Here is a 26,957-nt window from a genome sequence, read left to right as displayed (position 1 = left end):
TCATCCAATAGCGTGGCTAAGTTATGAAAAAATATTTGAGAAAACGCACACTTGATATCGCGCAGGATCGTCCGATTGACCGAGCAATCGACGACCGTCTGGATCGTATTCCATTCGTGGATAATCTAATACGCGCACTTATCCGAGAGGAAAAAGACATTACTGGGCGCGTGGTAGCCCGACGCTCCACAGGTGTGGTGGTTGGTCTCACCGGCAAGTGGGGCGCTGGCAAGAGCAGCATTCTCAATCTTGTCTCGGAACGTCTCAAAAAGACGGACCATGTGGCTGTAGCCATCTTGAATCCATGGCTGTTCAAAGGGCGGGATGAACTTCTTGCAGCATTCTTCGGCGAACTTCGGGACGCGCTTGGTCGCACCCCGCCAGAACATGCCCGCGATCTAGTTGAAGCAATAGATAAATACCGAGAGGCCATAACTTTAGCTGGTCACTATGCAGCGCTCTTGGCGGATGCAGCGGGCGGCGCTGGGTTGGCGACTGCTGGGCGTACTGCGTTCAGCCAAGCATTAAAACTTATTCGAAAGCCGAAACAGCTTTCGCCCCACGACGAGCGGCGCAATCTTGAGAAAAAACTCGCAAACGCCAAAATCGGGGTGGTCGTGCTTATCGACGAACTTGATCGCGTGGAGGACGATGAGGTTAGAGCCGTCGCACAGCTGGTCAAGGCTATCGGTGATATCCAAGGTATCTCCTATCTGGTGGCATATGATCCAGAGCGCGTTGCGGATGCTCTAGGGCGCGGAAGCGGTGATGACCGTCGTCGGACCGGCGAGTCTTATCTTGAGAAGATTATCCAGCATCCGATCCCTCTAAGGCCGCTGTTTGAGCATGATGTAAAAGCGTTGCTTGATGCACTTCTCGATCATCACGGCTTATCCCTGCCTGAAAATATGCCTGACGAAGAAAGCAAAGTCGTCGAACATATTCGCCAATCGGCCCTGACGCCGCGCGAGCTAAAAAGGCTAGTTGGCTCCTACGCTGTGCTTGACCGAATGCTGCGTAAGGAAATTAGTCCAGCCGACCTGTTGGGCTATTGCTGGCTGCTTACAAAGTCGCCGACTTTACGCGATTCGATTGCTCAAAATATTGACGTTGTCGTAGATGACCCTAACGCCAATGAAATGTCGCGGCGAGTCATTCGTCAAATGGACAAGAAAGGAAAATTAGAGTTCGCCGAGATATTTGGTTCTGCAGCAGCAGGACAAGAAAAGCTACTTGGCCTACTTTTTCCAACACTGGGACCAGACCGCTCCGAAGAGTCCGGCGGGCGGATCAGTCGGCGAAGGAATCTCGTCCGCGCCCTCTATTTGGGCGATCCGCCAGGCATTGCCAGCAGCGACGACGTCAGACGGCTATGGGATGAGCCTGACGAAACGGTTTTAACTAACGAATTGAAACGACTTTTGAAGGCTGGTGGATTGAGGCCAATCATCGATCGGCTTGATGACCTGTTAGAAAAACTCCCAGAGGACGGAGACGCGAAGTTCTGGCGCGCCCTCGCCAAGTCGCTCATCCGAGACCAAGATTGGCTTCTTATTCCTGAAGACAACCACGCTGTTGCGGAAGACGCGACAACATACTTGATGCGCTTAGGCTTGCGCGACAAGAGCAAAATTGAACGCGTGAAAAGTGCTATCAAGGCCCTTCTCGAATCTGGCGACCTCATCATTGTGCCAGATATGCTTCGGAAGCACCTCTTTAGATGGGGGTTAACCGTCCATGGTCGCTCAGAGACGAATGGTGGCTACATATTCAATAAGCATGAAACAGAAGAACTACTTAAAGAATGTATTCCCTTGTATCGAAACGCCCTAATAGACGGAACTATTATACGCAGGATACCGAACTGCGATGCAATTTTCGCGCTTAGCAACACGAATAACTGGGACAAATATCTACGAAATACCCTGACAGAGCAGTTGGCCGATCCTAGTGCGCGCGCTTCTATCGCGGGCTTAATCGTACCGCCGGGCTACATCGCAGACCGCTCTTCGTTGGATCAGCTATTCAATGCGGAGGTCGTTTTAGCGCTGATGAGAACAAGCAACCAAGGCACCAGCGGGACCAGTTGGAGCGACGACAGCCTAAGACGATTGCGGGCGATCTTGGCTGGTAAGAATCCGATGTTTGCGGACGATGATGAAGAGACTGACACGGGTCAGCAGATCAAACTGTAAGCACGCTGCAACCAATCCTGTCGTCACTATCTGAAAGTGATCATTTCTGTTGGCCTCTCTACATAGAAAAGTTTTAAACCAACTCCACGCCCATCGCGGTCGCTTCGCCGCCGCCGATGCACAGGGCGGCCATGCCGCGGGTCTTGCCGTGGGCTTTCAGGGCGGACAGCAGGGTGGTCAGGACGCGGGCGCCGGAGGCGCCGAGCGGGTGGCCCAGGGCGCAGGCGCCGCCGTTGACGTTGATCTTGTCGTGGGGGATGCCCAGTTCCTGCATGGCGATCATCGGCACGATGGCGAAGGCCTCGTTGACCTCCCACAGATCGACGTCGTCGGCGCTCCACCCCGCCTTCTTCAGCGCCTTTTGCAGGGCGAAGACCGGGGCGGTGGTGAACAGGTGCGGCTCGTGGGCGTGGGCGGCCTGGCTGACCACGCGGGCGACCGGCGTCAGGCCTAGGGCTTGGGCGGTCGACTGGCGCATCATGACCAGGGCGGCGGCGCCGTCCGAGATCGAGGCGGCGGAAGCCGCCGTGATCGTGCCGTCCTTGCCGAAGGCGGGTTTCAGATTGGGGATCTTGGACGGGTCGGACTTGGTCGGCTGTTCGTCACGGTCGACGGTGACGGGGCCTTTGCGGGTCTTGACCTCGACCGAGGCGATCTCGGCGTCGAAGGCGCCCGTTTCCTGGGCGCGCTTGGCCCGGCCGGCGCTCTCGATGGCGTAGGCGTCCTGCTGCTCGCGGGTGAACTGATAGGCCTTCGCCGTGTCCTCGGCGAACTGACCCATCAGCTTGCCGGGGGTGTAGGCGTCCTCCAGCCCGTCCAGATACATGCTGTCGGAAATGACGTCATGGCCGATGCGGGCGCCGCCCCGGTGCTTTTGCATCAGATACGGGGCGTTGGTCATGGACTCCATGCCGCCCGCCACGATCACATCGGCCGAACCGGCGGCCAGCGCATCGTGCGCCATCATGGCCGCCTGCATGCCCGAACCGCACATCTTGTTGACGGTGGTCGCCTCGGTCGAGACGGGAAGCCCCGCCCCCATCCCCGCCTGACGCGCGGGCGCCTGGCCCAGGCCGGCGGGCAGGACGCAGCCCATGATGATCTGCTCGACCTTGGCGGCGTCCAGACCGGCCCGCTCCAGCGCCGCCTTCACCGCCACGGCGCCCAGGTCGGTGGACTTGGCGTCCGACAGCGCCCCCTGGAAGCCGCCCATCGGGGTTCTGGCGTAGGAGACGATGACGACGGGATCGGCGGACATGGCGGTTTCCTCTTGTTCAGGCGGGGAGATAGGCGTCTTCGCGCCCTTTGTGAATGCGGCCCGGCACGGACTTCACGCGAAATGCAGCCGCCGATACTTGCCCCGGAAGTACAGCAACGGATCGCGCCGGGGCTCGAACCGCGCGCGCAGCACCCGGCCGATGAAGATCAGATGGTCGCCCGCCTCGATCACCCGGTCGGTTGCGCATTCGAAACTGGCCAGAGAGCCCGACAGGATGGGCGCGCCCGTGTCCCACGTCTCCCAGGTCACATCCTGGAACCGGTCGGCGTCCGAGCGGGCGAAGACGCCGGACATCGGCTGCTGGCCGATGTGCAGCACATTGATGGCGAAATGCCGGGCCGCCTGGAACCGCTCCAGATTGGTCGATCCGCACGAAAGACAGAACAGGATCAGCGGCGGATCCAGCGACACCGAGGAGAAGGAGTTGGCGGTCAGGCCGATGGGCTGGCCGTCCGCGTCCAGGGTCGTGACCACCGTGACGCCCGTGCCGAAACAGCCCAGAGCGTCGCGCAGGGTGCGGGCGTCGGACCCGGCCTGATAGAGCACCGCCTCGCGGGGGGCCTCCCGCTCCAGAAAGCCCAGGACGGCGGCGTTCAGCCGGTCCAGCGCCTCGCCGCCCTGGCCGGGTTCGACCGTCAGGATCGGTAGGCCATCCAACGCCGTCGTGGTCTGGAGCGACACGGGGCCGTCGCCGACCACGATCAGGCAACTGGCCAGAGCCGGTCCCGTCACCGCCAGGGCCGGGATCACGCTGTCCAGAGCCGCCTTGGTGCACAAAACGGCCGGGCGCGAGGAGATGTCGGTCAGCAACCGCCTGAGCGCCGCCGCCCCGTTCTCGCCCGGCAGGTCGGTCAGCAGGACGTGCCGCCCCGCCTCGGCCAGGGCGCGGGCGAGGTCGCGTCCGTCCGGCGACGATCGTTCGGCCGGGCCGATCATCAGCACCACCGGATCGTCGGGCGAACCCCAGCTCTGGATGTCGAGACCCCCGATGCGGGGCGGCGAGGCGGTCATGAGGCGGGGCGGTCCGATCCTGTGCGAGACCCTCTAATAGGTACTGGCGCCGTTGCGGACCAGAGCGGAGCCTACAGTTCCGACAAACGCCCGCGCAGCATCTGGAGCATGGCCGAAAAGTCGCGTCCGCCGTGGCCCAGGCCGTCGAACAGGGCGTACAGTGCCTCGGCCTGGGCGCCCAGGGGGGTGGAGGCGCCGGACTTGGCGGCCGCATCCTGCGCCAGTTTCAGATCCTTCAACATCATGGCCGTGGCGAACCCGCCCTGATAGTCGCGGTTGGACGGCGCGGTCGGCACCGGACCGGGCCAGGGGTAATAGCTGGTCACGCTCCAGCACTGACCCGAAGACTTGGACGCGATCTCGAAGAAGCGTTCGGGGTCCAGCCCCAGTTTCTCGGCCAGGGCGATGGCCTCGCACGTCCCCAGCATCGAAATACCCAGCAGCATGTTGTTGCAGATCTTGGCCGCCTGCCCGGCGCCGTGATCCCCGGCGCGGATGGTGATGCGGCTCATGGGCGCCAGCGCCGCTTCGACACGGGCGAAGTCGCCTTCGTCGCAGCCGACCATGAAGGCCAGCGTCCCCGCATCCGCCGCCGCCGTGCCGCCCGACACCGGGGCGTCGGCGAAGGCGTAGCCGGCGGCCTTGGCCAGACCCGCCACCTTGCGCGCCGTCTCCACGTCGATGGTCGAACAGTCGAGCAACAGGGCCGACGACGGCGCGGCGCCGATGATCTGTTCGGAATAGACGCTCAGAACATGGGGGCCGGCGGGGAGCATGGTGATGACCACCTCGGCGTCCTTGACCGCCTCGGCGACCGAACCGACGGGGACGCAGCCCTGCGACTGCGCCCGCTCCAGCGCGCTGGGCGACAGGTCGAAGGCGGCGACGGCGTGACCGGCCTTGGCCTGGTTCGCCGCCATGCCTCCGCCCATATTGCCCAGGCCGATGAAGGCGATCTTGGTCATGGTCTCTCTCCCTTTTGTCGGCGCAGCGGTCAGGCCAGCGGCGTCCATTTTTCATTTTCCGGCAAAGGCGCGAACAGGGCGTCCAGCGCCTCGTCCGTAACGCCCGACAGGTCCGACGGGGACCATCGGGGCGCATTGTCCTTGTCCACGATCACGGCCCGCACCCCTTCCTGGAAGTCGTGCGTCGCGCCGATCCGACCGCTGACGGCGTATTCGACGGCCATATTGTCGTCGAAGGACGCGGCCTTCGCCCCCTCGCGGATATGGCGCAGCGTGACCTTCAGCGAGGTCGGGGACTTGGTCTTCAGGATCGCAAGTTGTTCCAATGCCCACGCCGATCCGTCGGCCTGCAGCGCCGCGAAGATTTCCTCCACGGTGTCGAAGGCGAACAGCCGGTCGATGGCCTCGCGGTGAGGTTCGAGCGCCGGAGGAATGGAGAAGTCGTATCGGTTCGCGACCTCAATGGGGCTGGCTCCGTTCAGGATTTCCGCCTTCAAGGCGTCGATCTGTTCCGAGGGGACATAATGGGTGTGAATACCCAGTTCGATCGTCGCCATCGCCTTCAGCCGCGCGCCCGTCAGGCCGATCCACACGCCGGTCTGCCCCGGCAGGCGCGGCAGGAACCAGCCGCCCCCGACCTCGGGATACAGGCCGATGCCTGTCTCCGGCATGGCGTAGGTGGTCCGTTCGGTGGCGATGCGGACGTCGGCTGGTTCCGAAATCCCGACTCCGCCGCCCATGACGATCCCGTCCACGATGGCGGTGATCGGCTTGGGATAGCCGAACATCAGGGCGTTCAGCCGATATTCCGACAGGAAGAAGGCCCGCGCCTCGACCCGGTCGCCGGCGCTGCTCTCAGCAATCATGCGGATGTCGCCGCCCGCGCAGAAGCCCCGCTCGCCCGCATGATCGACCAGCACGCAGGTGACGGCGGGATCATCGCGCCAGTCCAACAACGCCGCGATCATCGCCTCGCACATCGCCCGGTTCAGCGCATGGATCGCCTTGGGCCGGTTCAGGGTGATGCGGCCGACGCCGTTCTTGATGCGTGTGATGACTTCGGGTTCGCTCACTTGGTCATCTCCCGCGCGATGATCACCCGCATGATCTCGTTCGTTCCTTCCAGGATGCGGTGGACCCTGAGGTCGCGCACGATCCGTTCCAGCGGATAGTCCTTCAGATAGCCGTAACCGCCATGCAGTTGCAGCGCCTCGTCGGCGATCTGGAAACAGGCGTCGGTGGCCATCCGCTTGGCCATGGCGCACCATTTGGTCTTTTCCGGATGGTCCGCATCGATGGCCCAGGCGCCGCGCAGCACCATCAGTCGCGCCGCCTCCAGATCCGTGGCCATGTCCGCCAGCCGGAACTGCAGCGCCTGAAACTCGCCGATCGGACGGCCGAACTGTTTGCGGGTGGCGACGTATCCTTGAGCCGTCTCCAGCGCCAGCCGCGCCCCGCCCAGCGAACAGGCGGCGATGTTCAGCCGCCCGCCGTCCAGCCCGGCCATGGCGTAGCGGAAGCCCGCGCCTTCTTCCCCCAGCAGATTGGCGACCGGCACGCGGCAGTCGTCGAACTGGACGATGGCCGTCGGCTGGGCGTTCCAGCCCATCTTCCGTTCCTGCGCGCCGAACGACAGACCCGGCGTTCCCGCCTCGACCACGACGGCGCTGACGCCCTTCGGCCCCTCACCGCCCGTGCGGACCATGACCACATAGACGTCCGACGTCCCCGCGCCCGAGATGAAGGCCTTGGAGCCGTTCAGCACATAGTGGTCGCCGTCGCGCACCGCCGTCGTGCGCAACGCTGCCGCGTCCGACCCCGACCCCGGCTCGGTCAGGCAATAGCTGGCGATCTTCTCCATCCCCACCAGCGACGGGACGAACCGCCCGCGCAGATCGTCCGACCCGAACCGGTCGATCATCCACGTCGCCATATTGTGGATCGAGATGAAGGCCGCCGTCGCCACGTCGCCGCGCGACAACTCTTCAAAAATCAGAGCCGCCTCGACCCGGCCCAGGGCCATGCCGCCGTGTTCCTCGCCCGTATAGATGCCGCAGAAGCCCATCTCGGCCGCCTGTTTCATCACCTCGACGGGGAAATGCTTGTCCTCGTCCCAGCGGGCCGAATGCGGCGCCAGTTCGGCCTCGGCGAAGGCGCGGGCCGCGTCCTGAATGGCGCGCTGGTCGTCGGTAAGGGCGAAGTCCATGATCTCGTCACTCCCCGCCCCTCGCCCGTCATCCTCGGGCTTGACCCGAGGATCGGAGGCGGGAGCGTCTGTGCGTCCGCGTGATCGCACAAGCGGCGGACAATCCGGCCCTCGGGTCAAGCCCGAGGGTGACGGCGTTTGCTATCAACGCATCGTCGGAATGACGAACGACGAATCCGCATGCTCCAGCGCGGAGTCCGGCCAGCGGGCGGTGACGGTCTTGGTCTTGGTCCAGAACCGCAGACCCTCCATGCCGTGCTGGTTGATGTCGCCGAAGGCCGAACGCTTCCAGCCGCCGAAGGTATGATAGGCGACCGGCACCGGGATCGGCACATTGATCCCCACCATGCCGACATTGACGCGGGCGGCGAAATCGCGGGCAGCGCGGCCGTTCTGGGTGAAGATGGCCACCCCGTTGCCGTACTGGTGCTGCGACGGCAGGGACAGGGCTTCTTCGAAGCTCTCGGCGCGCACGATCTGCAGCACGGGGCCGAAGATTTCCTCGCGATAGGACTCCATCTTCGGCTTGACGTGATCGAACAGCGACGGGCCGATGAAATAGCCCTTCTCGTGCCCCTGCAGGCTGAAGTCGCGGCCGTCCACCACCAGTTCGGCGCCTTCCTGCACGCCCTTCTCGATCCAGCCGGCGACCTTGTCGCGGTGGGCCTGGGTCACGACGGGGCCGTAGTGGGCCTCGGCGTCGGTGGATACGCCGACGCGCAGGTTCGGGATTTCCGCCACCAGACGCTCGCGCAGTTCGTCAGCCGTCTTCTTGCCGACCGGAACCACCACCGGCAGGGCCATGCAGCGCTCGCCGGCCGAACCATAGGCCGCGCCGGTCAGATCCCTGACGACCTGGTCCATGTCGGCGTCGGCCAGGACGACGCCGTGGTTCTTGGCGCCGCCCATGGCCTGGACGCGTTTCCCGTGCGCCGCGCCGGTCTGATAGACATAGTGGGCGATGTCGGACGAACCGACGAAGCTGACGGCGTGAACCAGCGGGTGGGTCAAAAGCGCGTCCACCGCCGCCTTGTCGCCGTGAACGACGTTCAGCACGCCGTTCGGCGCGCCCGCTTCCAGCATCAGTTCGGCCAGGCGCACCGGCACCGACGGATCGCGTTCCGAAGGCTTCAGCACGAAGGTGTTGCCCACCGCGATGGCCACGCCGAACATCCACATCGGGATCATGGCCGGGAAGTTGAACGGGGTGATGCCCGCGACCACGCCCAGCGGCTGACGCATCGAATAGACGTCGATGCCCGGCCCGGCGCCATAGGTGTATTCGCCCTTCAGCGCATGGGGGATGCCGCAGGCGAACTCGATCACCTCAAGCCCGCGCTGGATGTCGCCCTTGGAGTCGGCGACGACCTTGCCATGCTCGCTGGACAGCAGTTCGGCCAGGTCGTTCATGTTCGCCTCGACCAGGCGCTTGAACTCGAACATCACGCGGGCGCGGCGTTGCGGATTGGTCGAGGCCCAGCCCTCGAACGCCGCCTGGGCGGACTGGACCGCGCGGTCGACCTCGCCGGTCGTGGCCAGCTGGACGCGGGCCTGAACCTCGCCCGTGTTGGGATTGAACACGTCGCCGAACCGGCCCGAAGCGCCCTCGAACGCCTGGCCGTCGATGAAGTGGCGAATGTCGCGTACCATGCCTCGATATCCCTATAAGTTTTTTGCTGTTGCGGACCTCATAGCAGGCAAGTTCGCCCGCTTGCAGGGCAAAAACGGCACAAGTCGCCTGCTTGGAAAGTAAAAACGGCGTGTCTGTCCACCACAGGCCCAAACGCTCGATTTTCCGATCACCCTGAACTAAAAATCAATGACTTGGGTGCGCGCCGTAAAGGGCTTGTTGCGCAATCCATAATCAGGCCCACTGTCGGATCGACGGTCGCGCGGGCGCGGGCGTCAGGGATGGACAGGAAGCGTATGACGACGGCCTTCGCCACGGATCAGGTCTTCATCGGCGGCGTCTGGCGGGCGCCGGACGGGAGAGCGACCCTGCCGATCGAGAACCCCTCCACGGGTGAAAGCATGGGCCGGCTGGCGGCCGGAACAGCCGCCGACGTGGACGCGGCCGTCCAGGCCGCTCGCGCCGCGTTCGAGGGCGAATGGGGTCGGACGACGGCGGTGGAGCGCGGCCGCGTCCTGGCCCGCATGAGCCGCGAGGTGGAGGCCCGCATCGACCTTCTGGCCGAACTGGAGGCCCTGGATGTCGGCAAGCCGCTGAAACAGGCGCGCAACGACGTCGTCGCCCTGGCCCGCTATCTGGAATTCTACGCCGGCGCCGCGGACAAGCTGCACGGGGAGACCCTGCCGTTCCAGGACGGCTACACTGTCTATACGCTGCGCGAGCCGCACGGGGTGACGGGGCATATCATCCCGTGGAACTATCCGATGCAGATCATCGGCCGCTCGGTCGTGGCGGCCCTGTGCGTCGGCAACGCCGTCGTACTGAAGCCCGCCGAGCAGGCGTCGCTGACGGCCCTGGCCTTTGCCCATGTCGCCGCCGACTGCGGCCTGCCGGCGGGCGCCCTGAATGTCGTGACCGGCACGGGGGCCGAGGCGGGCGCGGCCCTGGCCGCCCATCCAGGGATCGACCACCTGTCCTTCACCGGCTCGACCGGGGTGGGCGTGGCGATCCAGCAGGCGGCGGCGGTCAACGCCGTGCCTGTGACGCTGGAACTGGGCGGCAAGTCGCCCCAGCTGGTGTTCGACGACGCCGATCTGGACAAGGCCCTGCCCTTCCTGGTCAACGCCGGAATTCAGAACGCGGGTCAGACCTGTTCGGCCGGGTCGCGCGTCCTGGTTCAGCGCGGCGTCTATGACGAGGTCGTTCGCCGCATGGCCGAACGCTTCAACGCCCTGACGGTCGGGCCGGCGATGGACGACCGCGATGTCGGCCCGCTGGTGTCGAAGAAGCAGCAGGCCATGGTCGAACGCTTCATAGACATGGGCCGCGCCGACGGTCTGATCGCGGCGCAGGCGACGCTGGGCGACCTGCCCCCGGGCGGCGCCTATGTCGCGCCCACCCTGTTCGCCGGGGTCGCGCCCGATCATCCGCTGGCGCAGCAGGAAATCTTCGGTCCCGCCGTCGTCGTCATGCCGTTCGACACCGAGGAGGACGCCGTCGCCATCGCCAACGGCACGCCCTACGGCCTGGTCGCCGGGGTCTGGACGGCCGACGGCGGACGCCAGATGCGGCTGGCCAAACGACTGCGGGCCGGACAGGTCTTCATCAACAACTATGGCGCGGCGGGCGGGGTCGAACTGCCCTTCGGCGGCGTCGGAAAATCGGGCCACGGTCGCGAAAAGGGGTTCGAGGCGCTCTACGCCTTCACCGCCCTGAAGACCGTCGCAGCCCATCACGGATAACAGGGAGCAGGCGTCGTGGAGGGGAACAGATCGAAGCGGCTGGAGGGCAAGCGGGCGATCGTCACGGGCGGGGCCTCCGGCTTCGGCGCCGGCATCGCGCGCCGCTTCGCCGAGGAAGGCGCCCGCGTCATCGTCGCGGACCTTAACGGCGAGGCCGCCCGCGCCCTGGCCGCCGAACTGGGCGACGCCGACCTAGGCGTGGCGGTCGACGTCTCCAACGCCGCCGACGTGGCCGCCCTGGCCGAGACGGCGAACCGCCTGCTGGGCGGGATCGACATCGTGGTCAACAACGCCGGCGTCGGCCACACGCCCCAGCCGCTGGACGAACTGTCAGACGAGGCCTTCGACCGCATCGCCGCCGTCAACATGCGCGCCATCTATCTGATGTCGAAGGCCTTCGTCCCGGCGATGAAGGCGCAAGGGTCCGGCGCCATCCTGAACATCGCCTCGACCGGCGGGGTCAGCCCGCGACCGAACCTGACCTGGTACAACGCCTCCAAGGGCTGGGTCATCACGGCGACGCGGGCGATGGCGGTCGAACTAGCGCCCTTCCAGGTGCGGGTGAACGCCCTGAACCCGGTGGCCGGCGACACGCCCCTGCTGAAGACCTTCATGGGGGCGGACACACCCGAGGTGCGGGCCAAATTCCTGGCCTCCATCCCCATCGGCCGTTTCTCGACGCCCGAGGACATGGGCGCGGCGGCGGCCTTCCTCTGTTCGGACGACGCCTCGATGATCACGGGCGTGGCGCTGGAGGTGGACGGTGGTCGCTGCATCTGATCGGGTCTTCGACCTGCTGGTCCTGCCGGGCGACGGCATCGGGCCCGAAATCATCGGCGAAACCATGCGCGTCGCCGACTGGTTCGGCCGCAACGCCGACCTGCGCCTGAACCTGACCGAGGGTCTGGCGGGCGGGGCCAGCATCGACGCCGTGGGCGCGCCGGTGTCCGAAGCCGTGGTGGAGCAGGCGCTAGCCTCGGACGCCGTCCTGTTCGGCGCCGTCGGCGGGCCGAAATGGGACCACTTGCCCCGCGCCCAGCGGCCTGAGATGGGCATATTGCGCCTGCGTCAGGCGCTGGACCTTTACGCCAATCTGCGGCCCGCCGTCTGTTTCGACGAACTGCTGGACGCCTCGGCCTTGAAGCCCGAGCTGATCCGGGGGCTGGACATACTGATCGTGCGCGAGGCGACGGCGGGGGTCTATTTCAGCCTGCCCCGCGCCAACGAGGTCGATGCGAACGGCGTCCGCCGCGCCTATGACACCCAGGCCTATACGGAAGGCCAGATCGCCCGCGTCTGCCGCACGGCGTTTGAGCTGGCCCGAACGCGTCAGCGCCGCCTCTGTTCGGTGGACAAGGCCAATGTCATGGAGACGGGCGCCCTGTGGCGGACCGTCGCCACCGAGATCGCCGCCGACTATCCCGATGTCGCGCTGTCGCACATGTACGCCGACAACTGCGCCATGCAGTTGGTGCGGCGGCCGGACCAGTTCGACGTCATCGTGACCGATAACCTGTTCGGCGACATCCTGTCGGACGCGGCGGCCGCCCTGACGGGCTCGCTGGGTCTGCTGCCCTCGGCTTCCCTGTCGGGCCTGGACCAGGGCGGACGCAGCCGGGGCCTCTACGAACCGATCCACGGCTCGGCGCCCGATATCGCGGGCCAGGGCGTCGCCAACCCGATCGCGACCATCCTGTCCTTCGCCCTCTGCCTGCGCTGGTCCCTGGACCGGGCGGACCTGGCCGACCGGCTGGAACGCGCCGTGCGCCGGGTCGTATCCAGCGGCGTGCGCACCCCCGACATCGCCCAGCCCGGCGTGGCCGCCGTCTCAACCACCCAGATGACCGACGCGGTTCTGGCCGCGCTGGACACAGAGTTCGCGTGAGGATCGACCGATGAGCGCATCCACAATGCAGACCGTCATCGACCTGATCGACGGCCGCACCGACGATCTGGTGGCCCTGACCCAGGACCTGATCCGCTTTCCGACGGTGAACCCGCCGGGCGAGGCCTATCGCCCCTGCGCCGAATACATCGGCGATCGGCTGAAGAGGCGTGGGTTCAAGGTCGAATACGTCCGGGGCGAGGGCTCGCCGGGCGACAGCGACAAATATCCCCGCACCAATGTCATCGCCCGCTGGGAAGGCGTCGAGCCGGGCCCTTGCGTCCACTTCAACAGCCATATCGACGTGGTCGAGGTCGGCGCCGGCTGGACGGTCGATCCCTTCGGCGGCGAGGTGAAGGACGGCCGCGTCTATGGCCGGGGCGCCTGCGACATGAAGGGCGGGCTGGCGGCCTCCATCATCGCGGTCGAGGCCCTGATCGATTCCGGCCTGCCCCTGCCCGGCGCGCTGGAGATCTCCGGCACGGTGGACGAGGAATCCGGCGGCTACGGCGGCGTGGCCTATCTGGCCGAGCGCGGCTGGTTCTCCGAACCGCGCGTCAACCATGTCATCATCCCAGAGCCGCTGAACGTGGACCGGGTCTGCATCGGCCACCGCGGCGTCTGGTGGGCCGAGATCGAGACCAAGGGCCGCATCGCCCACGGCTCCATGCCCTTCCTGGGCGACTCCGCCATCCGTCACATGGGCGCGGTGATGGAAGCGTTCGAGAACAAGCTATATCCCGCCATGGCCGCCCGCCATTCCGACATGCCCGTGGTGCCCGAGGGCGCGCGCCAGTCGACGATGAACATCAACTCCATCCACGGCGGCCAGGCCGAGGGCTTCGACGGTCTGCCTGCGCCCTGCGTGGCGGATTCGACCCGCATGGTCATCGACCGCCGCTTCCTGATCGAGGAGACGCTGGACGACGTGAAGGGCGAGGTGAAGGCCATCCTCGACGGTCTGGCGGCCCAGCGTCACGGCTTCCGCTACGAGATGCGCGACCTGTTCCAGGTGGCGCCCAGCATGGCCGACCGCGACGGGCCGGTGGCCAGCACCACCGCCGCCGCCATCCAGACCGTTCTGGGCAAACAGGCTCAGTTCGTCTGCTCGCCCGGCACCTATGACCAGAAGCACATCGACCGCATCGGCAAGCTGAAGGACTGCATCGCCTATGGTCCCGGCGTACTGGACCTGGCGCACCAGCCGGACGAATGGGTCGGGATCGAGGACATGACCAACTCGGCCAAGGTCATGGCGCGCGCCGCCTACGATCTTCTGACGCGACGACGGAGCTAGGGCCCTTGGACGACGAGAACATCATCGGTCCGCGCCTGCGCGCCCTGCGCGACCGCCTGGGCCTGTCGCAGCGCGCCCTGGCCCGCAAGGCCGGCGTCCCCTCCAGCACCGTCAGCCTGGTCGAGAGCGGCCGAACCAGCCCCTCGGTCGGTTCCCTGAAACGCCTGCTGGATGCGGCGGGCGTGTCCCTGGGCGAGTTCTTCAGCTCCGAATTCGAGACGCCGACCAAATATTTCTATCGCCACGACGAACTGACCGACATCTCGCGCGGCGAGGTGTCCTACCGCCAGTTGGGCCGGGGTCACGACAGCAGTCTGCAGATCCTCTACGAAACCTATCAGCCCGGATCGGACAGCGGCCGGGTCATGCTGTCCCACGAAGGCGAGGAGGGCGGGCTGATCATTTCGGGCCGTCTGGAGGTCACGGTGGACGGCCAGTCGCGGGTGCTCAAGGCCGGCGACGGCTATCTGTTTCCCAGTCTTCTGCCCCATCGGTTCCGCAATGTGGGCGACACCCCGTGCGTCGTGATCAGCGCCTGCACGCCCCCGACTTTCTGACAAGTCGATTATTTGATCAGAATCCTGATCAAGATTCCCTATTTCCGATAAATGTCAGCTATTTGCTGGCGACAAGAAATAGGCTTGCCGCGCCTCGCGTTTGGTCAGCTACTTCTCGTGTGGCGGCGGGGTGGAACGGGGAGCTGGCGGCCAGGGTCGCCGGGTTCTACAGGGCCCATCCGGTTCGATCACAGGGACGGCGGGCCCCGTAAGTCTCGCTGATCGGTCGCGCAAGATCGCTCAGAACGATCCTGCGGCCATGGAGGGGTTTGGACGATGAATCGTCTTTTGGTCAGCGTATCCGCCGGGGCGCTCGCCGCCCTGATGTCTGTCGGCCTGGCGTCCGGCGCCCAGGCCCAGACCCAACCGCAAGAGGCCGACCGCGCCGACCGGGTGGACGACGTCATCGTCACCGCCCAGCGCCGCGAACAGGCGGCCCAGGACGTCGGCATCGCGCTGAGCGTCCTCAGCGGCGAGACCCTGACAGAACAGGGCGTCACCAACGTCAACCAGCTTCAGAACGTCACGCCGAACCTGGAGGTCGAACCGGCCTTCGGCGGCGGCGCAGCGCAGTTCCGCATGCGCGGCGTGGGCTTTCAGGACTACGCCTCCAACAACTCGCCCACCGTCGGCGTCTATGTGAACGAGGTCGCCTATCCGGTCCCGGTCATGACCCAGGGCCTGATCTTCGACATCGACCGGGTCGAGGTGCTGCGCGGGCCGCAGGGCACGCTTTACGGCCGCAACACCACCGGCGGCGCCATCAGCTTCGTGACCAAGCGGCCGACCGAGGACCTGGCCGCCGGCCTGATGACCGAATGGGGAACCTTCGAGCAGTTCCGGGCCGAGGGCTATGTCTCGGGACCTCTGGGCGGCGGCCTGCGCGGCCGTCTGGCCGTATCGACCGAACAGGGCGGCGCCTGGCAGCGCAACCGCGACACGGGTGAAAGCCTGGGCGACGCGGACCGCACCGGCGCGCGCGCCCTGATCGCCTGGGATCCGACCGAAAACCTGTCCCTGTTGCTGGACGTGCACGGCGGTATCGACAAGTCCGAGAACCAGGGCCTCTATCTGCTCAGCGACCTGCGCACGCGACTGGGCGGCGCCGGCAGCCGTCTGATCCCGGCCGACCGGGACCACTCCAAGACCGGCTGGGGCATCTCGCCCCGCTTCGCCGCCTCCATCGGCCGCAGCCCGGACGCCAAGCCTGGCCGCGACAACTCCTCCTGGGGCACGTCGCTGAACGCCAACTGGGCGCTGAACGGCATGAGCCTGACCAGCATCACCAGCTACGAGACGCTGAAGCGCAGCGAATATGGCGACTGGGACTCTAGCCCCTCCGTCGAGGCCGACACCTTCTTCGGCAGCGACGTGGACGTCAGTTCGCAGGAACTGCGCCTGGCCTCGGACGGCGACGGGCCCCTGACCTGGGTGGCGGGATTCTACGCATCCAAGCAGGACCTGCACGAACGCTACTTCTCGGACTTCATCGACGTCTACGGCACCTACGCCCAGGTCACTTACGACCAGTCGGTCAAGTCGTGGAGCGTGTTCGGCCAGGGCGAATACGCCGTCACCGACAGACTGAAGGCCATCCTGGGTCTGCGCTATGAGGAAGAGACGCGCGAGCTTCAAGGTTTCGGCTCGGCCTTCGGGGGCGCCACGGCCCTGCCGCCCACCACGGTCGAGACCAAGATGACACCCCTGACCGGCAAGGCGGCGTTGGAGTTCAAGCCGGCCGACAATCTGCTGATCTACGGCTCGGCCAGCCGGGGCGCCAAGTCGGGCGGCTTCACCACCTACAACACCGGCGACCGCAGCGGCATCCAGCCGTTCAATCCGGAAATCCTGTGGGCCTACGAGGTCGGGTTCAAGGCCGATCCGTCGCGGGCGCTGCAACTGAACGGCGCGGCCTATTATTACAAATACACCGACCAGCAGGTGCTGTCGGCGGTCTGGGGCCAGAACGGTCCCGTCGGCCGGTTCGCCAATGTGCCGTCCTCGCACATCTGGGGCGCCGAGCTGGAGGCGGTGCTGCGGCCCGTCGCCGGCCTCCGGATCAGCCAGTCGCTCAGCTACAAGAAGGGCGAATACGACGAGTATGAGGCCATGGACGTCCCGGCCTCTCGCCTGGCCGGCCGCGCCGTCTATGTCGACAAGTCGGGCGACCCCATCCTGTTCCCCGCCTGGTCCTACTCCGGCTCGATCAGCTATGACTGGTCGGTCAGCGGCTTCGCCGTCACAGCCGAGACCAACTACAGCTATCGGGACGAATATCCGTCCTGGCTGGGGGCCAAATACGACGTGCCGGCCTACTGGCTGGTCAACGCCAGCGTGACGGTCGGGCCGGAGAACGCCAACTGGTCGGTCGCCTTCTGGGCGCGCAACCTGTTCGATCAGGAATACGACCTGACGCGCAACTTCTTCACGACCGCCGACATCGCCCAGCCGGGCCGTCCGCGCACCATCGGGGTGCGGCTGAGCCTGGCCTATTGAGGTCCGGTCGGGCGGTGCGACCCCGCGTCGCATCGCCCGCCGCGCCCCTGATCGCACCGCACGAAATCCTGATCGCAAAGCAGGCGATCCCTATCTTTTCAACATGTTGAAGCGCCGGAATAACAGGCTTTCCTTCGCGGGCCTTTCATCCGCTATTGGTCGTTGCGAAAGGACTTCTGCATGACCGCCCAGGCCGCCAACGACCTTGATCCCTTCTGGATGCCGTTCACCGCGAACCGCAGCTTCAAGGCTCACCCCAGGTTGCTGGCCTCGGCCAAGGACATGCACTATTTCACGCCCGAGGGACGACGCATCCTGGACGGGACGGCGGGCCTGTGGTGCGTCAACGCCGGCCATGCGCGAAAGCCCATCGTCGAGGCGATCCAGCGCCAGGCCGAAGTGCTGGACTACGCGCCCACCTTTCAGTTGGGCCATCCGCTGGTGTTCGAATTGGCGGCGCGGCTGGGGATGCTGTTCCCGGGCGACATCGACCACGTCTTCTTCGCCGGCTCGGGCTCGGAGGCGGTGGACACCGCCCTGAAGATCGCCCTGGCCTATCAGCGGGCGCGCGGCTTCGAGAACCGCACCCGCCTGATCGGGCGCCAGAAGGGCTATCACGGCGTCGGCTTCGGCGGCATTTCCGTGGGCGGGCTGGAGAACAACAAGCGCGGCTTTCCGACCCTGCCCGGCGTCGATCACCTGCCCCACACGCTGAACCTGGAAGAGGCCGCCTTCTCGCGCGGACAGCCCGCCTGGGGCGCGCATCTGGCCGACGAGCTGGAAACCCTGATCGCTCAGCACGGCGCCGAGACCATCGCCGCCGTCATCGTGGAGCCCCTGTCGGGTTCGGCCGGGGTCATCGTGCCGCCGGTCGGTTATCTGGAGCGATTGCGCGAGATCACCGCCCGTCACGACATCCTGCTGATCTTCGACGAGGTCATCACCGGCTTCGGCCGCGTGGGCGGGGTGACGGCGGCCGAGACCCTGGGCGTGATCCCCGACCTGATCACCTGCGCCAAGGGTCTGACCAACGGGGCCGTGCCGATGGGGGCGGTCGGGGTCCGCAAGGGAATCTACGACGCCGTGGTGAACGGCGCGGCCGGGCCGGGGATCGAGTTCTTCCACGGCTACACCTATTCGGGCCATCCGCTGGCCGCCGCCGCCGCCCTGGCCACCCTGGACGTCTATGAGGCCGAGGGGCTGTACGACCGGGCGCACGACCTGGGCGCCTATTGGGAAGAGTCGGTCCACAGTCTGAAGGGCCTGCCCAACGTCATAGACGTGCGCAATCTGGGCCTGGTCGCCGCCGTTGAACTGGCGTCCCGGCCCGAGGCGCCGGGCGCGCGCGCGACCGAGGTTTTCCACCGCGCCTTTGATTCCGGCCTGCTGATCCGGGTGACGGGCGACGTCATCGCCCTGTCGCCGCCGCTGATCATCGACAAGGCGCAGATCGACGAACTGATCGGCGGCCTGGCGGGCCTGCTCAAGACCACATCCTGAAACACGGCCTGACGGGGCGCGCGATTTGGGCGATGCTGCACCATCGGCGAAGAGGAGACGGCGCGACGTGACGAAGGGGGAGGCAAACAGGGTGTGGAGCCGGTTCAGCCGCGCCCTGCTGGCGGCTGCCCTGCTGCTGGGCCTGACCGCCCTGCCCATCGCCGTTCAGGCGCAGACTCAGACACAGGCCGCGCGTGATCGTCTGGTGCTGGGCCTGCCGCTGGAGCCGCCGAATCTGGACCCGACCTCTGGCGCGGCGGCGGCGGTGGACGAGGTGGTTTACGCCAACATCTTCGAGGGCCTGACCAAACTGACCCAGAACGGCGCCGTCGCGCCGCTTCTGGCCGAAAGCTGGGAGGCGTCGCCCGACGGCCTGACCTGGACCTTCCACCTGCGGCGCGGCGTGACCTTCTCCGACGGTTCGCCCTTCGACGCCTCGGTGGCCAAATTCAGCCTGGACCGCATCACCGCGCCCGGCTCCACCAACGCCCAGAAGGCGCTGTTCGCCCCGATTCAGCGGGTGGAAGTCGTCGATCCGGCGACCCTTCGCATCCATCTGTCCCGACCGATGGCGACCCTGCCCTATGTCCTGGCCTGGGGCGATGCGGTGATGGTGTCGCCCAAGAGCGCGGCGACCGAGGCCGTCGCCCCGGTGGGCACCGGCCCGTTCCGCCTGCAAAGCTGGCAGCGCGGCAGCCAGCTGACCCTGGTGCGCCGCGACGGCTACTGGGGAACGCCGCCCCGGCTGAACACCATCGTCTTCCGCTTCATCGGCGACCCGACCGCCGCCTTCGCCGCCGTCAGCGCCGGGGACGTGGACGCCTTTCCCAACTATCCCGCGCCCGAGAACGTCGCCCAGTTCCAGCGCGACCCGCGCTTCCGCGTCGTGGTGGGCGCGTCCGAAGGCAAGGTCATCCTTGGGATCAACAACGCGCGACCTCCTTTCAACGATGTGCGGGTGCGCCGCGCCCTGTCCTACGCCATCGACCGCGACGCCCTGATCCAGGGGGCCATGTTCGGCTTCGGCCAGCCGATCGGCAGCCACTATTCACGCCAGGCGCCGGGCTATGTCGATCTGACCGGCCTCTATCCCCACGATCCGGCCAGGGCGCGTCAACTGCTGGCCGAGGCGGGTTATCCGAACGGGATCGACGTGACCCTGCGCCTGCCGCCCCGCCCCTACGCCCGGCGCAGCGGCGAGGTGCTGGTCTCCCAACTGGCCCAGGCGGGCATCCGGGCGAAGATCGAGAATCTGGAATGGGCCCAGTGGCTGGATCAGGTGTTCAAGCGCCGCCAGTTCGACCTGACCATCGTCGAGCACGTCGAGCCGATGGACTACGACATCTATGGGCGGAAGGACTATTATTTCGGCTATGACAGCCCCGCCTTCGACGCCCTGCTCAAACAGGTCCAGGCCGCGCCGGACGAGGCGACGCGCACCCGCTTGCTGGGCGACCTGCAACGCCGCATCGCCGAGGATGCGGTCAACGGCTTCCTGTTCCAGTCGTCGCGCATCGGGGTGTGGAAGGCGGGTCTGAACGGTCTCTGGATCAACGCTCCCATCGCCGCCAACGACGTGACCGGCGCCTCTTGGGAGGGGTCGGGACCAGCGGGTGAAGCGACGAGTGGACGTAACGGCGCCGCCTTGCCCTGGGGCTGGATCGGCCTGATCGCGGGCGTCGCCCTTGTGGCCTTCGTCGGCTGGCGGTTCGGGGCGGCCTGGCTGCTGAAGAAGCTGGGCGGCCATGCCCTGACCCTGCTGGCGGCGACGGTCGTGATCTTCCTGTTGCTTCAGGTCGTGCCGGGCGATCCGGCCAGCTATATGATGGGGCTGAACGCCAGCCCGGAAAGCATCGCCGCCCTGCGCCAGCAGATGGGTCTGGAGGGGTCGGGTCTCGAACGCTATTTCGCCTGGCTGGGCGACCTGCTGAGCGGCCGGTTCGGGACCAGCTACACCTATCAGGTGCCGGTCGGCGGTCTGATCGCCGAGCGTCTGGCCGTCTCCGCACCCCTGGCCCTGATGGCCACCGCCCTGTCGCTTCTGGTCGCCCTGCCCATCGGCGTCGCCGCCGCCAGCCGTCGCGGCACGGCGGTCGACACCGGACTGATCGGCCTGACCCAGATCGGGGTCGCCCTGCCCAACTTCTGGATCGCCATGCTGCTGATCCTGCTGTTCTCGGTGAACCTGGGCTGGTTCTCGGCGGGCGGCTTTCCGGGCTGGAGCGCCGGCTTCTGGCCCGCCTTCAAGGCCCTGATCCTGCCGGCCGTGGCGCTCGCCGCGCCCCAGGCCGCCATCCTGGCGCGGGTGCTGAGGACCGCCCTTCTGGACACGATGAACGAGGACTATGTCCGCACCGCCCGCGCCAAGGGCCTGTCGGTTAACCAGGCCCTGTGGCGGCACGCGCTCAGGAACGCCTGGATTCCGGTCTTGACCATCCTCGGCCTTCAATTCCCCTTCCTTCTGGCCGGCGGCATCATCATAGAGAACGTCTTTTCCCTGCCCGGCCTGGGGCGTCTGGTCTTCCAGGCCATCACCCAGCGCGACCTGATCGTGGTGCAGAGCGTGGTGGTGGTGCTGGTCTTCGCCGTAGTTCTGGTCAGCTTCCTGATCGACCTGGCCTATCTGTTCGCCGATCCGCGTCTGAGGGGGCGTCGCGCATGACCGAGGTCGTCGCCCTTCCCCCCTCGATCCCGACGCGCGCCCGCTGGCCCCTGTCGCTGGTCGTCGGCCTGATCCTGACGGCGGGGGTGATCGCCACCGCCCTGATCGCCCTGGTCTGGACGCCCTATGATCCCGCGGCGGTGGACATCGCCGCCAAGCTGACGGCCCCGTCCGCCGCCCACTGGATGGGGACCGATCATTTCGGCCGCGACGTCCTGTCGATGATCATGGCGGGCGCGCAGAACTCCCTGATCGTGGCCCTGGTCGCGGTCGGCGTCGGCGCGGGCGTCGGCACGCCGCTGGGTCTTCTGGCGGCGGCGCGCGGCGGCTGGATCGACGAACTGGTGATGCGCGGCAACGACCTGATCTTCGCCTTCCCCGCCCTGTTGCTGGCGGTCATGATCACCGCCGTCATGGGGCCGGGCGCGATCAATGCGATCATCGCCATCGGCGTCTTCAACATTCCCGTCTTCACCCGCGTGGCGCGCGGCGCGGCGCAAGGATTGTGGACGCGCGAATATGTTCTGGCCGCCCGCACGGCCGGCAAGTCCAGGGCCCTGATCTCGGTCCAGCACATCCTGCCCAATCTGATGAGCCTGCTGATCGTCCAGGCGGCCATACAGTTCGCCGTCGGTATCGTGGCCGAAGCGGGCCTGTCCTATGTCGGCCTGGGCGCCCAGCCGCCGGCGCCCAGCTGGGGTCGGATGCTGGCCGAGGCCCAGACCATGATCGGCTTCGCGCCGTGGCTGGCGATCATGCCGGGCCTGGCCATCTTCGTGACCGTGCTGGGCCTCAGCCTGACCGGCGACGGCCTGCGCGACCTGTTCGACCCCCGCGTCCGGCGGGAGCGTTGACCATGAGCGTGCTGGACATCCGCGACCTGACCCTGACCATCGGCGCGACCCCGATCCTGAAGGACGTCTCCCTGTCCGTCGCCCCCGGCGAGATACTGGGTCTGGTCGGCGAAAGCGGCTCGGGCAAGTCGATGACGGCCCTGGCCGTGCTGGGCCTGACGCCACCGCGCGCGACAATGACCGGCGACATCCGCCTGAACGGCCGGGTGATCTCCAACGCCCCCGACGCCCTGATGCAGCAGGTGCGCGGCCGCGAGGTCGGCATCGTCTTCCAGGAGCCGATGACGGCCCTGAACCCGGTAATGACCATCGGCGATCAGGTGGCCGAGACGGTGCGCCTGCACCGGAAGGTGTCGCGCAAGGCGGCCGTGGCCGTGGCCCGTTCGGTGCTGGACCGCGTCGGCCTGCCCGCCGACCGCTTCCCCCTGTCCCGCTACCCCCACGAACTGTCGGGCGGTCAGAGGCAGCGCGTCGCCATCGCCATCGCCATCGCCCTGACGCCGAAACTGCTGATCGCGGACGAGGCGACGACGGCGCTGGACGTCACCACCCAGGCCCAGGTGCTGGGCCTGTTGAAACGGCTGGTGCGCGAGGACGGCATGGGCCTGATCCTCATCACCCACGACCTGGCCGTGGTGGCCGAAACCTGCGACCGCCTGGCGGTGATGAAGGACGGCGAACTGGTCGAGGCGGCGCCCGTCGGCCGCATCCGCACGGGCATGACCCATCCCTACTCGCAACGCCTGCTGGCCAATGCGACCCACGCGCCGGTGCGCCGCAGCCGGCCTCAGGCCGCCGCCGCCCCGGTGCTGGAGGTCCAGGGTCTGGTCCGCGAGTATGGCGGCGCGCCTGTCCTGTTCGGCAAGTCAAAGACCTTCCGCGCCGTCGACGACGTCAGCCTGTCGATCCAGCCGGGCGAAAGCGTCGGCCTGGTGGGCGAAAGCGGTTGCGGCAAATCCACTCTGCTGCGCGCCATACTGGCGCTGGAACCGCCCCAGGCCGGACGCGTCCGGGTCAAGGGCCGCGACATCACCGCCGCGCGCGGCGCTGCGCTGAAGGCTATACGCCGTGATATCCAGGTGGTGTTCCAGGACCCCTACGGCAGTTTCGACCCGCGCTGGAAGGTGCGCGATCTGGTCGCCGAAAACTTCCACCTGCTGGACGCCCGCCCCGACCCCTCGGAGGCCCGCCGCCGCATCGACGAAATGCTGGAGCGCGTGGGTCTGAACAGCAGCGCCGCCGACCGTTATCCGCATGAGTTCTCGGGCGGCCAGCGCCAGCGCATCGCCATCGCCCGCGCCCTGATCACCGAACCTTCTGTCATCTGTCTGGACGAAGCGGTCTCGGCCCTGGACGTCTCGGTCCGCGCCCAGGTGCTGGACCTGCTGGCCGACCTGTCGGATCGCCTGGGCCTGTCCTATCTGTTCGTCACTCATGACCTCGGCGTGGTGCGAACGGTGACGGATCGCCTGCTGGTCATGCAGGCCGGACAGATCGTCGAACAGGGCGAAACCGCCGCCGTCTTCGCCGCCCCCTCGCACCCCTATACGCAGAAACTTCTGGCGGCGACGCCGGATCTGGTCCGCAATCACGCTCTGGAAAAGGAAACAGTCGGATGAACCGCAGAACCGTCCTCGGCTCGGCCCTGATCGGCGCCGCCGCCTCCGCCGCCGGCGCCGGAGCCGCAAGCGCCAAACCGGCCGCTCAAACCGCCGCCCCCGCCTCGGGCCGCACCGGGCCGCTGAACCTGATCACCGATGTGGAGGGCATCAAGATCGGCCAGGCCCACGACGCCGACGTGCGCACCGGCGTCACCGTCATCCTGGCCGAAAAGCCGGCGACGGCCGCCGTGGACGTGCGCGGCGGCGGCCCCGCCGGGCGCGAAACCGACGTGCTGCGTCCCGAGAACCTGGTGCAGGAGGTGGACGCCATCATCCTGTCGGGCGGCTCGGTCTATGGCCTCGGCTCGGCCGACAGCGTCGCCGCCTGGATGGGGATGCGCGGGCGCGGCTATGGCATGGGCGGGGCGCCGGGCGTGCCCCCCTCGCCCATCATCCCGACCGCCTGCCTCTACGACCTGGCCAACGGCGGGAACAAGCAATGGGGGATGGAGCCGCCCTATCGCCGCCTGTCGGTCCAGGCGCTGGAGGCCGCCGGCGACCGCTTCGACCTGGGCACGGCCGGCGCGGGCTATGGCGCCGAAGCCGGGGCGCTGAAGGGCGGGATCGGCTCGGCCTCGGCGGTGATGGAATCCGGCTGGACCGTCGGCGCGGTCGTCGCGGTCAACAGCGTCGGCTCGGTCGTCGCGCCCGGCGGCAAGACCTTCTGGGCCGCCCCCTATGAGATCGGCGACGAGTTCGGCGGCCTGGGCGCCGCCGGCCTGCACGCCTCGGCCGAGGATTGGGGCCTGTCCAAGTTCCGCCCCCGCCCGCGCGAGAACACCACCATCGCCTGTATCGCCACCGATGTCGCCCTGACGCGGGTGGAATGCCTGCGCATGGCCATCATGGCCCAGGACGGCATGGCCCGCGCCATCCGCCCCAGCCACGCCCCCTTCGACGGCGACACCCTGTTCTGCCTGTCCACCGGCAAGAAACAGATCGACAGTCCGGCCCTGCGCCAGGTTGCGGTGGCCCAGCTGGGCAACGTCGCCGCCGACGTCCTGGCCCGCGCCGTCGCCCGCGGCGTCTATCACGCCACCAACTACCAGGGCGTGACCGGCAAGACCTGGCGAGAACTGTAGAGTTCGCGCCCCCAGAAAACTGGCGACTGCGCTGCATCCGAACAGCCGTCTCGTGGCCTCTTTTCGTATGACGCAACACCGCGTCGGGGGATCATCCGTGCCAATCGTCTTTTCCAGAACCACCGACTTCATCCGATCTTTCGCCGTGGCGGCCTTCGGCCTTTGGCTCGTCGCCGCCGCGCCCGCAGGCGCGCAGGACGCCCAGCGCATGGATCAGGTGGTGCGCGCTCAGAGCGAGGCCGACGCCTTTTCCGGCTCCGTCCTGGTCGCCAAGGACGGGCAGGTGCTGCTGGACCGGGGCTATGGCTTCGCCAACCGCGAGTGGCGCGCGCCCAACGACGGCGACACCAAGTTCCGTCTCGGCTCCCTGACCAAACAGTTCACGGCCGTGGCGGTCCTGATGCTGGCCGAACAGGGCAAGGTCGATCTGGACGCCCCGATCAAGACCTGGCTGCCGGACGCGCCCGCCGCGTGGGATTCGGTGACGCCGCGCCGGCTGCTGAGCCACACCGGCGGCGTGCCCGACTTCACCCGCTTTCCCGACTATGGCGCGTTGAAGACGCGGCCGACCACCGTGGCGGAACTGATCGCGCGCTTCAGCGGCCGGCCGCTGGACTTCCAGCCGGGCCAGAGGTTCGCCTATTCCAACTCGGGCTACATCCTGCTGACGGCGGTGATCGAGAAGGCCAGCGGCCAGACCTACGCCGACTTCGTGGCCGAACGCCTGTTCCGGCCCCTGGGCATGGCCGACAGCGGCTATGACCGGCACGATCTGGTCCTGCCGCGCCGCGCCTCAGGCTACGCCCCGTCGCCCGAGGGCGTGGTCAACGCCGACTATGTGGACATGAGCATCCCCCAGGGCGCGGGGGCCCTGTATTCGACGCCGCACGACCTGCTGAAATGGGAGCAGGGGCTGTTCGGCGGTCGCCTACTGAACGCGCAGTCGATGACGGCCCTGACGACGCCGGTGCTGAACGACTACGCCCTGGGCCTGGTGGTGAACCGTCGCCCGGACGGATCGACCCTGATCTGGCACAACGGCGCCATCGAGGGGTTCAACACCTATATGGCCTACGATCCCGAGGCGCGGATCGCCGTCGTCGTCCTGGGCAATCTGAACGGCTCTGCGCCGGACAAGCTGGGCGCCGATCTGGTGACGCTGGCGCGCGGCGGGACTGTGACCCTGGCCAGCGAACGTCGCGCCATCGCCCTGTCGCCCGAGGCCATGCAGGCCTATGTCGGCGTCTATCGCCTGGCGCCGACCTTCGCCCTGACGGTGTTCGTGTCGGCCGGCCGGCTGAAGGTCCAGGCCACGGGCCAATCGGCCCTGGACCTGAACGCCGAGAGCGCGGACGCCTTCTTCCTGACGGAGGTGGACGCCCGCCTGACCTTCACCCGCGACGACGCGGGCGCAGTGACGGGCGTGCTTCTGCACCAGAACGGCCGCGATCTGCCGGGCCGCAAGGACTAAGGCCGAAAGCGGCCTGCGATCAGCCTTCGAACGCCGTCAGGATCGGACAGGGACCGCGTGTCGCCCCGGCGCAGCGATCGGCCAGGATCGTCAGGGAGGCGCGCGCGGACTGAAGCTCGGCGATGCGGCGGTCAAGGTCGGCGATCCGCGCCTGAGCCAGGGCGCGCGCCCGAGCGTGGTCATGGCCCGCATCCAGGGCCAGCAGTTCGCCGATCTGCTCCAGGGTGAAACCCGCGCCCTGGGCCGCGCGTATGAAGCGCAGGCGACGGATTTCGCTGGGGCCGTAGCGGCGCACGCCGCCCGCCCCGTCCGGCTTCGGCATCAGCCCGCGCCGTTGATAGTAGCGCACCGTCTCCACCCCGACGCCGCCGGCGCGGGCAAGGCCCGCGATGGTCGTATTCGTCATGTCTTGACTCCGTACCATGGTCCGCACCCCAGATAGGGTCCGACCCTGGAAAGCCAAG

Annotated in this window: 20 protein-coding genes; 13 read left to right on the top strand and 7 right to left on the bottom strand. The window is 67.1% G+C overall.

Annotated elements, in window-relative coordinates; all coding sequences use genetic code 11:
- Positions 1-23 precede the first annotated feature (23 nt).
- Positions 24-2,195 carry a KAP family NTPase gene (locus ACWPV3_RS06300; protein ID WP_453977253.1) on the top strand — a complete coding sequence of 724 codons (2,172 nt, stop codon included), beginning with the start codon at positions 24-26 and terminating at the stop codon, positions 2,193-2,195.
- Positions 2,196-2,268: 73 nt separating this feature from the next.
- Here the strand turns inward: ACWPV3_RS06300 and ACWPV3_RS06295 are convergent, their stop codons facing one another.
- The 6 genes from ACWPV3_RS06295 to ACWPV3_RS06270 form a co-directional block, all read right to left on the bottom strand.
- Entirely contained in the window at positions 2,269-3,453 is a 1,185-nt protein-coding gene (locus ACWPV3_RS06295) for an acetyl-CoA C-acyltransferase (RefSeq protein ID WP_453977252.1), read from the bottom strand.
- Between the two features lie 72 nt (positions 3,454-3,525).
- The gene (locus tag ACWPV3_RS06290; RefSeq protein WP_453977251.1) at positions 3,526-4,485 is read right to left on the bottom strand and encodes a flavin reductase family protein; all 960 of its coding nucleotides are present in this window, start codon (positions 4,483-4,485) and stop codon (positions 3,526-3,528) included.
- Between the two features lie 71 nt (positions 4,486-4,556).
- On the bottom strand, positions 4,557-5,450 hold the full coding sequence (mmsB, locus tag ACWPV3_RS06285; RefSeq protein WP_453977250.1) for a 3-hydroxyisobutyrate dehydrogenase: 894 nt from the start codon (positions 5,448-5,450) through the stop codon (positions 4,557-4,559).
- 29 nt (positions 5,451-5,479) lie between these two features.
- Positions 5,480-6,523: an enoyl-CoA hydratase/isomerase family protein gene (locus tag ACWPV3_RS06280; RefSeq protein ID WP_453977249.1), complete on the bottom strand. Its 1,044-nt coding sequence runs from the start codon at positions 6,521-6,523 to the stop codon at positions 5,480-5,482.
- Positions 6,520-7,656 carry an isobutyryl-CoA dehydrogenase gene (locus tag ACWPV3_RS06275; RefSeq protein ID WP_453977248.1) on the bottom strand — a complete coding sequence of 379 codons (1,137 nt, stop codon included), beginning with the start codon at positions 7,654-7,656 and terminating at the stop codon, positions 6,520-6,522. The genes ACWPV3_RS06280 and ACWPV3_RS06275 overlap by 4 nt, the downstream gene beginning before the upstream one ends.
- 144 nt (positions 7,657-7,800) lie before the next feature.
- Positions 7,801-9,306 (bottom strand): CoA-acylating methylmalonate-semialdehyde dehydrogenase, encoded by a 1,506-nt coding sequence (locus tag ACWPV3_RS06270; RefSeq protein WP_453977247.1) that lies wholly within the window; start codon positions 9,304-9,306, stop codon positions 7,801-7,803.
- A 276-nt stretch (positions 9,307-9,582) separates the two neighbouring features.
- Here ACWPV3_RS06270 and ACWPV3_RS06265 point away from each other — a divergent pair, with 276 nt between their 5' ends.
- The 12 genes from ACWPV3_RS06265 to ACWPV3_RS06210 all read left to right on the top strand — a co-directional run bounded on the left by ACWPV3_RS06265 (position 9,583) and on the right by ACWPV3_RS06210 (position 26,493).
- Entirely contained in the window at positions 9,583-11,028 is a 1,446-nt protein-coding gene (locus ACWPV3_RS06265) for an aldehyde dehydrogenase family protein (RefSeq protein WP_453977246.1), read from the top strand.
- Positions 11,029-11,043: 15 nt separating this feature from the next.
- Complete coding sequence (locus ACWPV3_RS06260) at positions 11,044-11,808, top strand: glucose 1-dehydrogenase (RefSeq protein ID WP_453977245.1); 765 nt, start codon at positions 11,044-11,046, stop codon at positions 11,806-11,808.
- Positions 11,792-12,913: a 3-isopropylmalate dehydrogenase gene (gene leuB, locus ACWPV3_RS06255; RefSeq protein ID WP_453977244.1), complete on the top strand. Its 1,122-nt coding sequence runs from the start codon at positions 11,792-11,794 to the stop codon at positions 12,911-12,913. The genes ACWPV3_RS06260 and leuB overlap by 17 nt, the downstream gene beginning before the upstream one ends.
- 10 nt (positions 12,914-12,923) lie before the next feature.
- Positions 12,924-14,210 (top strand): acetylornithine deacetylase/succinyl-diaminopimelate desuccinylase family protein, encoded by a 1,287-nt coding sequence (locus tag ACWPV3_RS06250; protein WP_292086270.1) that lies wholly within the window; start codon positions 12,924-12,926, stop codon positions 14,208-14,210.
- Between the two features lie 5 nt (positions 14,211-14,215).
- Positions 14,216-14,767 (top strand): cupin domain-containing protein, encoded by a 552-nt coding sequence (locus ACWPV3_RS06245; protein WP_292086269.1) that lies wholly within the window; start codon positions 14,216-14,218, stop codon positions 14,765-14,767.
- Between the two features lie 276 nt (positions 14,768-15,043).
- On the top strand, positions 15,044-17,263 hold the full coding sequence (locus ACWPV3_RS06240; RefSeq protein ID WP_453977243.1) for a TonB-dependent receptor: 2,220 nt from the start codon (positions 15,044-15,046) through the stop codon (positions 17,261-17,263).
- Positions 17,264-17,443: 180 nt separating this feature from the next.
- Positions 17,444-18,763, top strand: coding sequence for an aminotransferase class III-fold pyridoxal phosphate-dependent enzyme (locus ACWPV3_RS06235; protein WP_453977242.1), 1,320 nt, complete (start codon positions 17,444-17,446; stop codon positions 18,761-18,763).
- 67 nt (positions 18,764-18,830) lie between these two features.
- Positions 18,831-21,425 (top strand): ABC transporter substrate-binding protein, encoded by a 2,595-nt coding sequence (locus ACWPV3_RS06230; RefSeq protein WP_453977241.1) that lies wholly within the window; start codon positions 18,831-18,833, stop codon positions 21,423-21,425.
- Positions 21,422-22,279, top strand: a complete 858-nt coding sequence (locus ACWPV3_RS06225) for an ABC transporter permease (protein WP_453977240.1) — start codon at positions 21,422-21,424, stop codon at positions 22,277-22,279. The genes ACWPV3_RS06230 and ACWPV3_RS06225 overlap by 4 nt, the downstream gene beginning before the upstream one ends.
- 2 nt (positions 22,280-22,281) lie before the next feature.
- On the top strand, positions 22,282-23,898 hold the full coding sequence (locus ACWPV3_RS06220; RefSeq protein WP_453977239.1) for an ABC transporter ATP-binding protein: 1,617 nt from the start codon (positions 22,282-22,284) through the stop codon (positions 23,896-23,898).
- Entirely contained in the window at positions 23,895-25,022 is a 1,128-nt protein-coding gene (locus ACWPV3_RS06215) for a P1 family peptidase (protein WP_453977238.1), read from the top strand. The genes ACWPV3_RS06220 and ACWPV3_RS06215 overlap by 4 nt, the downstream gene beginning before the upstream one ends.
- Before the next feature lie 97 nt (positions 25,023-25,119).
- Positions 25,120-26,493 carry a serine hydrolase gene (locus tag ACWPV3_RS06210; protein ID WP_453977237.1) on the top strand — a complete coding sequence of 458 codons (1,374 nt, stop codon included), beginning with the start codon at positions 25,120-25,122 and terminating at the stop codon, positions 26,491-26,493.
- 19 nt (positions 26,494-26,512) lie between these two features.
- On the opposite strand, the gene ACWPV3_RS06205 is transcribed toward ACWPV3_RS06210, so the two are convergent.
- Entirely contained in the window at positions 26,513-26,899 is a 387-nt protein-coding gene (locus tag ACWPV3_RS06205; protein ID WP_292086259.1) for a MerR family DNA-binding protein, read from the bottom strand.
- Between the last annotated feature and the right edge of the window lie 58 nt (positions 26,900-26,957).

This window comes from Brevundimonas sp. Marseille-Q4549, assembly GCF_976940555.1.
The sequence above is the reverse complement of the archived record's forward strand: the minus strand, read 5'-3'. Positions and strand labels throughout refer to the sequence as shown.

Excerpts from the sequence above, each read along its gene's own strand:
- ACWPV3_RS06275 (WP_453977248.1), bottom strand. The coding sequence starts at position 7,656 with ATGGACTTCGCCCTTACCGACGACCAGCGCGCCATTCAGGACGCGGCC.
- ACWPV3_RS06250 (WP_292086270.1), top strand. The coding sequence starts at position 12,924 with ATGAGCGCATCCACAATGCAGACCGTCATCGACCTGATCGACGGCCGC.
- ACWPV3_RS06300 (WP_453977253.1), top strand. The coding sequence starts at position 24 with ATGAAAAAATATTTGAGAAAACGCACACTTGATATCGCGCAGGATCGT.
- ACWPV3_RS06240 (WP_453977243.1), top strand. The coding sequence starts at position 15,044 with ATGAATCGTCTTTTGGTCAGCGTATCCGCCGGGGCGCTCGCCGCCCTG.
- ACWPV3_RS06215 (WP_453977238.1), top strand. The coding sequence starts at position 23,895 with ATGAACCGCAGAACCGTCCTCGGCTCGGCCCTGATCGGCGCCGCCGCC.
- ACWPV3_RS06295 (WP_453977252.1), bottom strand. The coding sequence starts at position 3,453 with ATGTCCGCCGATCCCGTCGTCATCGTCTCCTACGCCAGAACCCCGATG.
- ACWPV3_RS06235 (WP_453977242.1), top strand. The coding sequence starts at position 17,444 with ATGACCGCCCAGGCCGCCAACGACCTTGATCCCTTCTGGATGCCGTTC.
- ACWPV3_RS06290 (WP_453977251.1), bottom strand. The coding sequence starts at position 4,485 with ATGACCGCCTCGCCGCCCCGCATCGGGGGTCTCGACATCCAGAGCTGG.
- ACWPV3_RS06220 (WP_453977239.1), top strand. The coding sequence starts at position 22,282 with ATGAGCGTGCTGGACATCCGCGACCTGACCCTGACCATCGGCGCGACC.
- ACWPV3_RS06205 (WP_292086259.1), bottom strand. The coding sequence starts at position 26,899 with ATGACGAATACGACCATCGCGGGCCTTGCCCGCGCCGGCGGCGTCGGG.
- ACWPV3_RS06265 (WP_453977246.1), top strand. The coding sequence starts at position 9,583 with ATGACGACGGCCTTCGCCACGGATCAGGTCTTCATCGGCGGCGTCTGG.
- ACWPV3_RS06270 (WP_453977247.1), bottom strand. The coding sequence starts at position 9,306 with ATGGTACGCGACATTCGCCACTTCATCGACGGCCAGGCGTTCGAGGGC.
- mmsB (WP_453977250.1), bottom strand. The coding sequence starts at position 5,450 with ATGACCAAGATCGCCTTCATCGGCCTGGGCAATATGGGCGGAGGCATG.
- ACWPV3_RS06225 (WP_453977240.1), top strand. The coding sequence starts at position 21,422 with ATGACCGAGGTCGTCGCCCTTCCCCCCTCGATCCCGACGCGCGCCCGC.